The organism is Oceanobacillus massiliensis str. N'diop (assembly GCF_000285495.1).
GTDB lineage: Bacteria > Bacillota > Bacilli > Bacillales > Amphibacillaceae > Oceanobacillus > Oceanobacillus massiliensis.
This window is the reverse complement of the sequence record NZ_HE610981.1, coordinates 110,345-124,144: the sequence shown is the minus strand read 5'-3', so window position 1 is coordinate 124,144 and position 13,800 is coordinate 110,345. Positions and strand designations below refer to the sequence as shown.

The 13,800-nt window shown below is 42.6% G+C and carries 11 protein-coding genes, 1 rRNA gene and 1 other annotated feature; all 12 genes read left to right on the top strand.

The genetic code is table 11. The annotated features are described in order from the left end of the window. The first annotated feature begins 153 nt into the window (after positions 1–153). Positions 154–269: ribosomal RNA gene (gene rrf / locus OMHG_RS17125) — 5S ribosomal RNA — on the top strand. Between the two features lie 840 nt (positions 270–1,109). Next, positions 1,110–1,814: an MgtC/SapB family protein gene (locus OMHG_RS17115; RefSeq protein WP_010652146.1), complete on the top strand. Its 705-nt coding sequence runs from the start codon at positions 1,110–1,112 to the stop codon at positions 1,812–1,814. A 198-nt stretch (positions 1,815–2,012) separates the two neighbouring features. After that, a complete protein-coding gene (locus OMHG_RS17110; protein ID WP_010652144.1) occupies positions 2,013–2,480 on the top strand; it encodes a CtsR family transcriptional regulator in 468 nt (155 codons plus the stop codon). Positions 2,481–2,518: 38 nt separating this feature from the next. Beyond that, a complete protein-coding gene (locus OMHG_RS17105; protein WP_010652142.1) occupies positions 2,519–3,067 on the top strand; it encodes a protein-arginine kinase activator protein McsA in 549 nt (182 codons plus the stop codon). Continuing rightward, the gene (locus OMHG_RS17100; protein ID WP_010652139.1) at positions 3,064–4,128 is read left to right on the top strand and encodes a protein-arginine kinase McsB; all 1,065 of its coding nucleotides are present in this window, start codon (positions 3,064–3,066) and stop codon (positions 4,126–4,128) included. The genes OMHG_RS17105 and OMHG_RS17100 overlap by 4 nt, the downstream gene beginning before the upstream one ends. Before the next feature lie 12 nt (positions 4,129–4,140). After that, positions 4,141–6,570: an ATP-dependent protease ATP-binding subunit ClpC gene (gene clpC / locus OMHG_RS17095; RefSeq protein ID WP_010652137.1), complete on the top strand. Its 2,430-nt coding sequence runs from the start codon at positions 4,141–4,143 to the stop codon at positions 6,568–6,570. 200 nt (positions 6,571–6,770) lie between these two features. Further along, positions 6,771–8,144, top strand: coding sequence for a DNA repair protein RadA (gene radA, locus OMHG_RS17090; protein WP_010652134.1), 1,374 nt, complete (start codon positions 6,771–6,773; stop codon positions 8,142–8,144). Positions 8,145–8,265: 121 nt separating this feature from the next. Beyond that, complete coding sequence (locus OMHG_RS17085; RefSeq protein WP_010652132.1) at positions 8,266–9,357, top strand: PIN/TRAM domain-containing protein; 1,092 nt, start codon at positions 8,266–8,268, stop codon at positions 9,355–9,357. Between the two features lie 113 nt (positions 9,358–9,470). Continuing rightward, positions 9,471–10,940: a glutamate--tRNA ligase gene (gene gltX, locus OMHG_RS17080; RefSeq protein ID WP_010652130.1), complete on the top strand. Its 1,470-nt coding sequence runs from the start codon at positions 9,471–9,473 to the stop codon at positions 10,938–10,940. A 103-nt stretch (positions 10,941–11,043) separates the two neighbouring features. Next, positions 11,044–11,275, top strand: a binding site (T-box leader). A 64-nt stretch (positions 11,276–11,339) separates the two neighbouring features. Next, on the top strand, positions 11,340–11,999 hold the full coding sequence (cysE, locus tag OMHG_RS17075; RefSeq protein ID WP_081498557.1) for a serine O-acetyltransferase: 660 nt from the start codon (positions 11,340–11,342) through the stop codon (positions 11,997–11,999). Then, the gene (gene cysS, locus OMHG_RS17070; protein ID WP_010652125.1) at positions 11,996–13,396 is read left to right on the top strand and encodes a cysteine--tRNA ligase; all 1,401 of its coding nucleotides are present in this window, start codon (positions 11,996–11,998) and stop codon (positions 13,394–13,396) included. The genes cysE and cysS overlap by 4 nt, the downstream gene beginning before the upstream one ends. 2 nt (positions 13,397–13,398) lie before the next feature. After that, a complete protein-coding gene (locus OMHG_RS17065; RefSeq protein ID WP_044477080.1) occupies positions 13,399–13,800 on the top strand; it encodes a Mini-ribonuclease 3 in 402 nt (133 codons plus the stop codon).

The window sequence follows — 13,800 nt, the reverse complement described above, 5'->3', positions numbered from 1 at the left end:
TTTAGCGACGTACGGACTGGACTGAACCGTAGGAGATAAAGGAAATACGGTGAACGTAGTGAACAGATATTGACTTATCGTACGAAGGTGAGGGAAGTCGCGTCAGTCGGTGGATGCTGGAGCTAGCCGTTTTATTACACCTTATGGTAGTTGTCTGGTAGTTATTGCGAAGAGGTCACACCTGTTCCCATGCCGAACACAGAAGTTAAGTTATTCAGCGCCGATGGTAGTTGGGGCTTTGCCCCTGCAAGAGTAGGACGCCGCCAGGCAAACACGAAAACAGCTGATACATTTTGTATCAGCTGTTTTTTTGATGTGGAATAGAATTTTTTCACCTGCGGAATTTTGGAGTTAACTGCTGCAGAAACCGTACATAATACTGTTGAAAAATGTAGAAATACGATTGGTTAATGTAAAAGTATCATCTAGGCTGTTTTCTCAAAGTTTGTGTTTTACATAAAATATATAAAATGCGACATACCAGCAACTACCGATTTCCGCTCCGGGCGGGCGCTTTCCGCGGCGGGCGCTCTCAGCTTCCTCAGAAGCAAGCCCGGCTTCTTGCGGGATCTTCAGCTGTTGCTTTTCCCGCTGGAGTCGACTGCCCTGCGCTCCAATCAATCAGCTTAGTAATTGAATACCAGTAATTTGATTCAGAAAAACAAATGATAGCGGAGGAAATACACGGAGACTCCTGCGGGAAAGCGAAGACGCTAAGACCCCACAGGGAGCGAACTTTGCGAGCGAGGAGGCTTAGCGCGAGCCCGCGGAAAGCGAAGTGTATTTCCGCAGTGGTGATAAAACACCAATGATCTAATTATGTCGCAGTTTTTACCAAATACAGAGTTAGAAATAACAACAATACTTACGAAAAGAGCCATCATCTAAAAAGGACAGATAAAAGCAAGATTTTGCTCCTCTGCCATCATATATAGCTCCCTCCATATCTTCCCTGTTCTCCTCCCGGTACATCTAAATAAAAAGTAACAGCAGTGACGGTGTCTAAAGGAGGATTCTATTCGAAAAGTTATTTCATATTCTATAAATAGGTTAGTTTTTTTAAATAAAGGGTAAATTGATTAGATAATCTTTATAAGGGTGGCAAACAAATGATTGCATTTTTACAACAACAGCTGTTTGACGAAAACTTTTTCATGATAGTAATCAGACTCTTTGTTGCTCTAATACTTTCTGGGCTGATAGGTTTTGAAAGAGAAGTGAACAATCACTCTGCAGGGTTTCGTACCCATATCCTGGTTGGTGTTGGCTCTTGTTTAATGATGGTTTTGTCTTTATTCGGATTTATAACTTTCAATGAAGTCCATGATAATGTTCAGTTTGATCCTGCAAGAATCCCATCATATGTAATCAGCGGAATAGGTTTTCTTGGAGCAGGTACAATTATTGTGTATGGGGGAACCGTGCGTGGCTTGACGACGGCTGCTTCTATCTGGGCGGTTGCTGGTGTTGGATTGGTAGTCGGGGCAGGTATGTACAGCGTAGCGATTGTAACGACTTTAATTATCCTGGTCAGTCTAATCTTTCTGAACCACATCGAAAATTTCTTCCCGAAATCGAATTCAAAAAATTTTATGGAAATCGTTGTAGAAGAAAATTTCAAGATGTCACAGGTTGTGGAAATTATTGAAAATCATCACTTGACCATCAAAAGTATCGAAATTATAAGGCAAGAGGGAAGCTTAAGGAAGATGTTTATCAAAACGAGTCATATGAAGAGTCTGGATCAGATCGGACTGTTTGAGGAAATTTCCAGGATTGATCATGTTAAAGGTATTTCCAAGTTGAACAATTAATCGATTGTTTATAACCTTACACATATTTCTGTGTAGGGCTTTGTTTTGAAATTCTTTATTTTGTCTAAAATAGATACAGTAAGATATTTGCATCTCGCGTATTTTGGCGTATAATAAAAGTAAAGTCAAAGATAGTCAAAGTCAAATTGATAACAATAAAAACCGAGACAATATATACAGATAAGAGGTGCAGGGCAGATGAGCAACATTTCAGATATCATTGAACAATATTTGAAAAATGTTCTCCAGAAGCAGGGACAGAATACGATTGAGATCAAGCGCAGCGAGATTGCCGATCAGTTTCAGTGTGTCCCTTCACAAATTAATTATGTGATTAATACACGTTTCACTGTGGAAAAAGGGTATATAGTAGAGAGTAAACGGGGTGGCGGTGGATATATTCGCATTATGCGCATTAAGTATCAGGATAAATCCGATCTCATTGATGAAATTATAGCAATGGTTGGTGCTTCCATATCACAGCGAGCTTCCATCGATGTTCTTGAACGGCTGCTGGAAGAGCAAATAATTACGAGACGTGAAGCGAAGATAATGCTCAGCGCTTTGGACCGTACTACATTGGCGTTTCAGCTCCCGTTACGGGATGAAGTCCGCGCCCGGATACTGATTGCAATGCTTTCTGCGCTTAAGTATATGAGCGAATAAATATCGTTTTATTTTTGCGGAAAAAGGGGGAAATGACCTTGGAATGCCAGGAATGCCATGAGAGACCAGCTACAGTTCATTTTAAACATGTAATTAATGGGGAAGAAACATCCGTAAGAATGTGTGAGGTATGTGCCAATAAAAAAGGGTATTTTACGTATCCGGAGGAAGGGTATTCTCTACATGATTTGCTTACTGGTTTATTTAAATTTGATAATTTAAAGATGACCAATCCATCCGAAAACCAGATAAAACAGCAGAAGGAGCTTACATGCTCAAATTGTGGAATGACATTTTCAGAATTCAAAAAGGTCGGCAAGTTTGGGTGTGCCCATTGCTATGAATCATTTGCTTCCAAGTTAGAGCCAATTTTCCGAAGGGTGCATGCAGGAAATACGAAACACTTTGGCAAGATTCCGAAACGTGCCGGCAGTGACTTGCATTTAAGAAGGCAATTAAAAGGGTATAAAGAAGAACTGCAGAATCTGATTGAAATGGAGGCTTTTGAGGAAGCCGCAAAAGTCAGGGATAAAATCAGAACACTGGAAAAAGGGAATGCCGATCCGGAAGCTGGTGATGAAACATGAGCTTACAGCATTTTATTAATGAAGCAATCAGTCCGTGGATGCGCGAAACCGGTCCGGATAACGACATTGTAATGAGCAGCAGAATCAGGCTGGCGAGGAACTTCGCAAATGTTCCCTATCCAATTCTTGCAGAACAGGAAAATTTGGAACGTATTCGGGAATTCTTTGCCGAAGAATACTCCCATCAATCCTTTGGGAATTATGAAGATCTTGAATTTGTTTCAACGAAGGAACTTACACCCGTAGAAAAAAGTGTGCTTGTGGAAAAACATCTGATCAGCCCGCATCTGGCAAAATATTCCGATCAGGCAGGTGCGCTGATTTCGCAGAATGAACAGGTATCCGTCATGATTAACGAGGAAGATCATATCCGTATACAGCTTTATTTTCCTGGTCTTCAATTGAAGGAAGCACTTGAGCAGGCGTTTGCTATAGACGATTGGCTGGAGGAAAAGGTAAACTATGCATTTGATGAAACGAAGGGTTATCTAACAAGCTGCCCGACAAACGTAGGGACTGGAATGCGGGCATCTGTGATGATGCATCTTCCGGCATTGGCAATGACCAATCAGATTAACCGGATGATTCCGGCAATCAGTCAGCTAGGCTTTGTTGTAAGAGGGATATACGGAGAAGGCAGTGAAGCTCTCGGAAATATTTTTCAAATCTCCAATCAGATAACGCTTGGAAAGTCAGAGGTAGATATTGTAGAAGATTTGGAAAGTGTAGTAAATCAACTGATTGATCATGAACGGATCGCTCGTGATCATATAATAGAACGAGCAGAAACCAAGATAGAAGATCGCATCTTCCGTTCCTATGGTGTACTTGAATACTGTCGCATTATCGAGTCGAAAGAAGCTGCAAGATGCATTTCAGACGTGCGATTGGGAATAGATTTAGGTATTATAAAGAATACATCAGGAAGTATCTTAAATGAGCTAATGGTTCTTACACAACCGGGTTTTCTTCAACAATATGCAAACAGGACTTTAAAAGCGGATGAACGCGATGTGCTTCGAGCATCGCTCATACGTGAACGATTAAAATTGGAAAAATAGGAGGGAATCCACATGATGTTTGGACGATTTACAGAAAGAGCCCAAAAGGTATTAGCATTATCACAGGAGGAAGCGGTGAGACTTGGTCATAATAATATAGGCACAGAGCACATATTATTGGGTCTTGTCCGTGAAGGAGAGGGAATTGCTGCAAAAGCATTGCAGTCCCTTGGTCTGGAAGTATCAAAAATCCAGGAAGAAGTTGAAAAATTAATCGGTGTGGGCAAGCAGCCTATGCAATCGATTCATTATACACCCCGTGCAAAGAAAGTGGTCGAGTTATCCCAGGATGAAGCAAGAAAACTGGGTCATTCCTATGTGGGTACCGAACATATTTTACTTGGTCTGATCCGTGAAGGGGAAGGCGTTGCTGCACGGGTATTGAATAATCTTGGTGTCAGCCTGAATAAAGCAAGACAGCAGGTCCTGCAGTTACTGGGAAGCAATGAATCACAGGCGGGGCGTCAAGGCCGGACTGGACAACAGTCAAATGCAAGCACTCCTACGCTTGACTCTTTAGCAAGAGACTTAACGGTTAGTGCCAAAGAGGGGAAAATTGATCCGGTCATTGGCCGTGCGAAAGAAATTGAACGGGTTATCCAAGTATTGAGCCGCCGGACGAAAAACAATCCTGTCCTGATCGGTGAGCCGGGTGTTGGTAAAACGGCTGTAGCAGAAGGGCTTGCACAGCAGATCATTGACAATGAGGTACCGGAAACCTTAAGGGATAAACGTGTCATGACACTTGATATGGGTACAGTCGTTGCCGGAACGAAATACCGTGGTGAATTTGAAGATCGTCTGAAAAAAGTGATGGAGGAAATCCGTCAGGCAGGGAATATCATCCTGTTTATTGATGAGCTCCATACCTTGATTGGAGCGGGTGGTGCAGAAGGTGCAATCGATGCCTCCAATATCTTAAAACCTTCTCTAGCCCGTGGTGAGCTGCAGTGTATTGGTGCAACCACTTTGGACGAATATCGCAAATATATTGAAAAAGATGCAGCGTTGGAACGGAGATTCCAGCCGATCCAAGTTGATGAGCCTACATTGGAAGAAACCATTCAGATCTTAAATGGACTGCGTGACCGTTATGAAGCACATCATCGTGTCACCATCACAGATGAGGCTATTGAAGCGGCGGCAACCCTTTCAGATCGTTATATTACGGACCGTTTCCTGCCGGATAAAGCAATTGATTTAATCGATGAGGCTGGTTCCAAAGTACGCCTTCATTCGTATACGGTTCCGCCAAATCTGAAGGAGCTTGAGCAAAAGCTCGAGGAAGTACGTAAAGAAAAGGATGCAGCCGTTCAAAGTCAGGAATTCGAAAAGGCGGCATCATTACGTGACTCTGAACAGCGCTTTCGCGAGGAACTGGAAAAGACTAAGGATGAATGGAAAGAAAAACAGGGTCAAACCGATTCCGAGGTTACCGTAGAAGATATTGCGAGTGTTGTATCTATTTGGACAGGTGTACCTGTTTCCAAATTGACAAAAGACGAGAGTGAGCGTCTGCTTAATATGGAAAGTGTATTGCATAATCGCGTCATTGGCCAATCCGAAGCAGTGGATGCTGTCTCAAAAGCGATTCGCAGAGCGCGTGCCGGACTGAAGGATCCGAAGCGTCCAATTGGCTCCTTTATCTTCCTCGGTCCAACAGGTGTTGGTAAAACAGAACTTGCCCGTGCATTGGCAGAGGTAATGTTTGCCGATGAAGAGGCCATGATTCGAATCGACATGTCTGAGTACATGGAAAGACACGCTACGTCCCGTCTAGTTGGTTCGCCTCCAGGCTACGTTGGATATGAAGAAGGCGGCCAGCTGACAGAGAAAGTACGCCGCAAGCCGTATTCCGTTGTCCTGCTGGATGAGATTGAGAAAGCACATCCTGAAGTATTCAATATCTTGCTGCAGGTTCTTGAGGACGGGCGTTTAACGGATTCAAAAGGCCGTCTTGTCGATTTCCGCAACACCGTCATTATTATGACTTCCAATGTCGGAGCAAGCGAGCTGAAGCGGAACAAGTATGTCGGCTTTAACCTGGGTGAGGAAAACAAAGACTATAAAGAAATGAAATCAAAAGTAATGGAAGAGTTAAAGAAAGCATTTCGTCCGGAATTTCTAAACCGGATTGATGAAACGATCGTATTCCATTCGCTAGAGAAAGAACATATGAAGGATATTGTTACCCTTATGCTGGAACAATTGCAGCGTCGACTGAAAGGGCAGGATATTCATTTGTCCCTGACCGACAAAGCAGTGGAGAAAATTGCCAATGAAGGCTTTGATCCGGAGTATGGTGCAAGACCGCTCCGCAGATCGATTCAGAAGAATATTGAAGATTTACTGTCTGAAGAATTACTGAAAGAGAGCATTTCGAAAGGACAAAATGTCAAGATTGGACTGAATAACAAAGGAGAATTTATCGTTTTAGCATAATGTGCGATATAATATGAAGAAGGACAAAAAGCTAGGAGACCCATATCTTCCTAGCTTTTCCTTCCATATAGAGAACGAAAAAATGACTTCCAGGTGACATACATGTGGCATAAATATGGAAGCAATATTCATAAATTGATAGGAATCTGTAACCTGCTCGTCTCAAAAATGTTCTACAATAAAAAGAAGGGGATAGCGATTTGGCTAAACGAAAAACAAAGTATGTTTGTCAGGAATGTGGATACGAATCAGCGAAATGGATGGGCAAATGCCCCAGCTGCAATAGTTGGAATACGATGGTGGAGGAGATTGAGGCATCTGCTGTAAGGGGCAGAGGTTCTTTTTCCAGTGGTACACAAACTGTCAGTAAACCAGAAAGCATTACATCGATCGAATCCCAGAAGGAGCCGAGGATTACGACTTCCATGAAAGAATTCAACCGCGTTCTGGGTGGAGGGATTGTTCTTGGATCCCTAGTATTGATTGGTGGCGACCCGGGTATCGGTAAATCGACATTGCTATTGCAGATATCTTCCCAGCTGGCAGGGAAGGAAGTGCCAGTGCTTTATGTATCCGGTGAGGAATCTACACGCCAGACCAAACTGCGTGCTGATAGACTCGGGATAAAAGAAGATTTGCTATATGTTCTGTCTGAAACCAACTTATTTGATATTGGAAAGCAAATAGAAGAGGTTCGTCCTTCCTTTGTGGTGATTGATTCGATTCAAACGATTTTCAAGGAAGAGGTAACGAGTGCGCCTGGAAGTGTTTCGCAAGTACGCGAATGTACGGTTGAATTAATGAAAATTGCCAAATCAAATGGAATCCCGATATTCATTGTCGGCCATGTAACAAAAGAAGGGGCCATTGCTGGTCCGAGGCTGCTGGAACATATGGTGGATGCCGTGTTGTACTTCGAAGGGGAAAGGCATCATACATATCGGATTTTGCGTGGTGTGAAAAATCGCTTTGGAAGTACAAATGAAATGGGCATCTTTGAAATGAAGGAAGAAGGTTTGCGGGAAGTGCTGAACCCTTCTGAGATTTTTCTGGAAGAACGTTCAGAGGGTACGGCCGGATCGACTGTTGTTGCTTCTATGGAGGGAACAAGACCTGTACTGGTTGAAATCCAAGCGCTCATATCCCCTACGAGCTTTGGTAATCCAAGAAGAACTGCAACAGGGATTGATCATAATCGTGTACCATTATTAATGGCGGTACTCGAGAAGCGGGTCGGACTGATGCTCCAAAACCAGGATGCCTATATTAAAGTAGCCGGCGGAGTCAAACTGGATGAGCCCGCCATAGACCTGGCATTGGCGGTCAGCATTGCCTCCAGCTTTCGAGATCAGCCGACCAATCCGGATGACATCTTTGTAGGTGAAGTCGGGCTGACCGGAGAAATCAGAAGAGTTTCCCGGATTGAACAACGCGTGCAGGAAGCGGCGAAGCTCGGGTTTAAGCGGGTTATTTGCCCGAAAAACAATCTGGATGGCTGGTCATATCCAAAAGGGATTCAGGTTATCGGTGTAAGTACAGTACAGGAAGCATTAGAGGTTGGCATTATCAGGTAGGCAATATTAGAGCTGATAGAATCAAGCAATCTTATTATTTATTCATATAACAGTCCTTTTCGTCCATTTTTAGGTTACATTTCAAAATATAGGTAATAATAAAAGCTAGGAGGTGACGATGGTGCTCAAAAAAATAGTTCATTTGTTTTTTATAATCCTAGGTGGTACCGTCGGATATTTATACGTACCAGTAATAATCAGGCTATTGAATTTTACAGAATCGGCATGGGTTAGCTCACCATATTTAGGCATGGTAATCGGTGCAATTATATTTTTTATTCTTTCTTACTGGCTGACAGATTATATTGTGGACTTTTTAAGATGGGTGGAAGACGCACTTATTAAACTCCCCGCAATGGATTTGTTCTTCGGCAGTATTGGTTTAATTGTTGGATTGGTTATTGCTTATTTTGTTAACATGCCTCTTCAGGACATTAATATTGATGTGGTATCACAAGTACTTCCGCTCTTTATTATGATTGTACTTGGCTATCTTGGATTCCAAGTGGGATTCAGACGCAGGGAAGAATTTGTCGGCCTGATGAAAACGAATAAGAAGGAGCGTCGTCGTCCGATTGAAGGCGATGACATGGAAATGCTGCTTCCAAAAGCAAAAATACTGGATACGAGTGTAATTATCGATGGTAGAATTGCAGACATCTGTCAAACTAATTTCCTTGAGGGTACGATTATTATTCCCCAGTTTGTGTTAGGGGAATTACAGCATATCGCCGACTCTTCCGACACATTGAAGCGAAATCGCGGAAGACGCGGATTGGATGTTCTGAATCGTATTCAGAAAGAACTGCCTGTAAAGGTCGAAATCTATGAAGGCGATTTTGAAGAAATTGCAGAAGTCGACAGCAAACTGATTAAGCTTGCTAAAGTAATCAATGGGATTGTCGTAACAAATGATTTTAATTTGAACAAAGTATGTGATCTTCAAGGTGTGAGTGTATTGAACATCAATGACCTCGCAAATGCAGTTAAGCCTGTCGTTCTCCCTGGTGAAGAACTAGTCGTGCAAGTGATTAAAGACGGGAAAGAGCATAATCAGGGGGTTGCATATCTTGATGACGGGACCATGATTGTAGTAGAAGAAGGCCGCGATTATATCGGTAAAACAATCGAAGTAATCATTACCAGTGTATTGCAAACATCTGCTGGCCGAATGATTTTTGCAAAACCGAAATTACTTGAAAAAGCGCTATAAAAGGGGTATAACTTATAGAGGATGATGTAAGTGATAACATAACATGTTATCACTTTTTCATATAGCGGTAATTATCAATTAAGCAATCATTTAATAATGAGAGGGGCAACATCATGAGTAATGAAATTCGCGTACGTTATGCACCAAGTCCAACTGGTCAGCTGCATATTGGGAACTCACGTACAGCTTTGTTTAATTATTTATATGCAAAACATTTTGATGGCAAGTTTATTATCCGTACAGAGGATACAGACGATAAAAGGAATGTGGAAGGCGGCGAAGAAAGCCAGCTTAAATTCCTGAAATGGCTTGGTCTGGAGTGGGATGAAGGTGCTGATATTGGCGGGGAATATGGTCCATATCGCCAAACAGAACGACTGGATATTTATAATAAGTATGTGGATGAGTTACTTGAAAAGAACCTCGCCTATAAATGTTATATGTCAGAAGAAGAGCTTGAAGCAGAGCGTGAGGAGCAGCGTGCAAATGGACAAGTTCCAAAATATTCAGGTGCCCATCGAGACCTGACTCAGGAACAAATAGATGCGTTTGAAGCAGAGGGACGCATGCCAAGTATCAGATTCCGTGTTCCGGCCAACAAAACCTATACGTTCGATGATATCGTACGCGGCGAAATCACCTTTGAATCAAGTGATTTTGGTGACTGGGTTATCGTGAAGAAGAATGGCATTCCTACGTATAACTTTGCAGTTGCTATCGATGACCATTTAATGGAGATCTCTCACGTTCTTCGTGGTGAGGAACATATTTCTAATACCCCGAAGCAAATGATGATTTATGATGCATTTGGCTGGACGGCACCACAGTACGGTCACATGACATTGATTCTTAATGAAGAACGCAAGAAGTTAAGTAAGCGTGATGAGCATATTCTGCAGTTTATTGAGCAATATCGCGATCTTGGTTACTTGCCGGAAGCAATGTTTAACTTTATCAGTCTGTTAGGCTGGTCCCCGGTTGGCGAGGAGGAAATCTTTTCTCAGGAAAAACTGATTGAGATATTCGATCCTGAACGTCTGTCCACTTCAGCAGCTATTTTTGACCAGCAGAAGTTGAAATGGATGAACAATGAATATATTAAAGCAGCTGAGCTGGACACGGTTATTGAACTTGCAATGCCACATCTGATCAAGGCTGGCAGATTAGCAGAAGATATGGATGCAGAGGAAAGAGAATGGGCAGAGAACCTAATCAGCCTCTATCGCGAACAACTGCGCTATGGTGCTGAAATCGTTGAACTGACAGAGCTTTTCTTTAATGAGGATATTTCTTATGACGATGCTGCCATGGAAGTACTGAAAGAGGAACAGGTACCGGAAGTCCTTCAAGTGTTTACAGATAAATTAATCCATCTGGATGAATTTAATAAAGACACAATCAAAGCGCAATTCAAAGCAACCCAAAAAGAAACAGGTCATCGCGGCAAAAAGCTATTTATGCCAATCCGAATTGCAACAACCGGACAAATGCACGGACCAGAACTTCCATTTGCCATCCAACTTCTAGGAAGAAAAGTAATCCTGGCACGACTGGACAAACTACTAAAACAATTAGGAGCTTAAAAGTTCACATTTAAGCAAATCTATAATATAGTATAATAAACAAAAGCGGAGTCGACCGGGATGCGCGAATGGCTGGACTGAGCCGGACCGGAAAAGAATAAATACTTGAGCGTTGAAAAGGGAAAGTAAGAGCGGATTGCTTACACAGAGAGAATCACGTTTGCTGGAAGTGATTTTAAGTGTCTGTTTTGAAGTGCCCCTTGGAGCCTGTTGTGGAAATTTCCCAGTACATAACAGCGGTACTCTCCCGTTATGAGAGCCAAAGTTGGGGGATTTCTATTTCAGGTTTCAGGATTCCCAAACAGAGTGGAACCGCGCATATAAGCGTCTCTGTGTATCTATTGCACAGAGGCGTTTTTATTTTTGTTTGAAGAAGAAAGGAAAAAAGGGGGCAAACAAATGGGGATATTTAAAACGATGAAAGAAGATATGGATGTTGTATTTGAACAGGATCCAGCAGCCCGTACTTATTTTGAAGTGTTGTTAACATATTCTGGTCTTCATGCCATTTGGGCGCATCGGGTGGCATATTGGTTTTATAATAAGAAATTTTACTTTATCGCGCGAGCCATCTCTCAAATGAGCAGATTTTTTACTGGGATTGAAATACATCCAGCAGCAAAAATAGGGAAACGTCTCTTTATTGATCACGGCATGGGAGTTGTCGTAGGAGAGACGTGTGAAATTGGAGACAATGTGACGATCTTCCAAGGCGTAACGCTTGGAGGAACCGGCAAGGAAAAGGGAAAACGACATCCCACTGTCAAAGATAATGCGCTGATCTCTACAGGAGCCAAGGTGCTTGGGGATATCACAATCGGTGAAAATTCGAAGGTGGGCGGAGGGTCTGTAGTATTGAAGGATGTACCTGACAACTCTACCGTGGTAGGTGTTCCTGGAAGAGTAGTTGTCCAGAATGGGGAGAGAGTAAGAAGAGATCTCGACCATCATAAGATACCAGACCCTGTGGCTGATCGATGTGAGCATTTACAGGATCAGATCGATGTATTAAAAGCCGAAATAAAGCAGTTGAAGGAAAGGAGCAATCTCAAATCATGACCATTCGAGTCTATAATACCCTGACAAGGGAAAAAGAGGATTTTAAGCCGCTTGAAGAAGGAAAAGTAAGTATGTATGTATGTGGTCCGACGGTATATAACTATATCCATATAGGAAATGCCCGCCCGGCGATTGTATTTGATACGGTGAGAAGGTACTTTGAGTATAAAGGATATAATGTGGATTATGTATTGAATTTCACCGATGTGGATGACAAGATCATCAAGACTGCCCGTGAATTGGGGGAGGACGTACCTGAGCTTGCCGATAAGTTTATTCAAGCCTATCTGGAAGATGTCGGGGCCTTAGGCGTTAAAAAGGCAACACACAATCCACGTGTCATGGAAACAATGGATGATATTATTGCCTTTATTGATGCACTTGTACAGAAGGGGTTCGCTTATGAGGCGGAGGGCGACGTGTACTTCAAGCCGCGTGCCTTTAACGGATACGGCAAACTGTCCCATCAATCGATTGATGAACTGCGCTCTGGCGCTAGAATCCAAGTCGGAGAGAAAAAGAATGATCCCCTTGATTTTGCACTTTGGAAGAAGGCAAAGGAAGGAGAAATTTCGTGGGATTCACCGTGGGGCAAAGGACGCCCGGGATGGCATATTGAATGTTCGGCAATGGTCAAAAAGTATCTGGGTGATACGATCGACATTCATGCCGGTGGACAGGATCTGGCATTTCCGCACCATGAGAATGAGATTGCTCAATCCGAGGCTATGACAGGTCATACCTTTGCAAACTATTGGATGCATAATGGGTACATTAATATCGATAACGAAAAAATGTCAAAATCACTCGGGAACTTTGTCTTAACAAGGGACTTGGTTGCCCATCACGATCCCCAGGTATTGCGCTTCTTCATGCTGAGTGTGCATTATAGAAATCCGATCAATTTTACAGAGGAATTACTGGAGAGTGCGAAGAACAGTTATGATCGAATTAAGACGGCCTATCACAACTTGGAACACCGGAAGCAATCAAGTATGGATCTGATTAATGATACCGATGTGTGGATACCGCTTATCGATGGATTGAAAAATCGTTTTGAAGCGGAAATGGATGATGATTTTAACACTGCAAATGCGATTTCCGTGCTGTTTGACCTTTCCAAGGAAGCAAATGTATATTTGCAGTCCAAGCAAACGTCCGCAGCCGTTATCGATCATTTCCAGAAAACGATAATGACATTGCTCCAGGTTCTTGGAATCAATTTGGCAGAAACAGAAGAGCTGTTGGATGAAACCATAGAAGCACTTATTGTAGAAAGAAATGAGGCAAGGAAAAATCGCGATTTTGCCCGTGCTGATGAAATAAGGGATCTGCTGAAGGAAAGAGCAATTATTTTGGAAGATACACCACAAGGGGTTCGCTGGAAAAGAGGCTAATGATGGAATTAAATGTGAAACAGATGAAAAGCTTAGCCTTGGCCTATATGGGAGATGCTATCTACGAGGTTTACGTACGGGAACATCTGATTAAAAAAGGAAAGGTGAAGCCAAATCAGCTGCACCGAGAAGCAGTCACATTCGTTTCTGGCAAATCCCAGGCAGCAGTAATTCTCCATTGGATCAATCAGGAGGATTTTCTGAGCGAGGAAGAAACAAGTGTTGCAGCACGCGGAAGAAACGCCAAGTCGGGAACAACACCTAAGAATATCAGTGTCCAGACATACCGCTATAGCACAGCGTTTGAAGCGTTGATCGGCTATCATCATTTAATGGGGAATCAGGAAAGGCTGGACGAATTAATAACGTCAGCAATTCAATTTGTAGAAGAAAGGAGTGAATAA

Coding starts and splice junctions, on each gene's coding strand:
- OMHG_RS17100 (WP_010652139.1), top strand. CDS start 3,064: ATGAGCTTACAGCATTTTATTAATGAAGCAATCAGTCCGTGGATGCGC.
- clpC (WP_010652137.1), top strand. CDS start 4,141: ATGATGTTTGGACGATTTACAGAAAGAGCCCAAAAGGTATTAGCATTA.
- OMHG_RS17065 (WP_044477080.1), top strand. CDS start 13,399: ATGGAATTAAATGTGAAACAGATGAAAAGCTTAGCCTTGGCCTATATG.
- gltX (WP_010652130.1), top strand. CDS start 9,471: ATGAGTAATGAAATTCGCGTACGTTATGCACCAAGTCCAACTGGTCAG.
- cysS (WP_010652125.1), top strand. CDS start 11,996: ATGACCATTCGAGTCTATAATACCCTGACAAGGGAAAAAGAGGATTTT.
- cysE (WP_081498557.1), top strand. CDS start 11,340: ATGGGGATATTTAAAACGATGAAAGAAGATATGGATGTTGTATTTGAA.
- OMHG_RS17110 (WP_010652144.1), top strand. CDS start 2,013: ATGAGCAACATTTCAGATATCATTGAACAATATTTGAAAAATGTTCTC.
- OMHG_RS17115 (WP_010652146.1), top strand. CDS start 1,110: ATGATTGCATTTTTACAACAACAGCTGTTTGACGAAAACTTTTTCATG.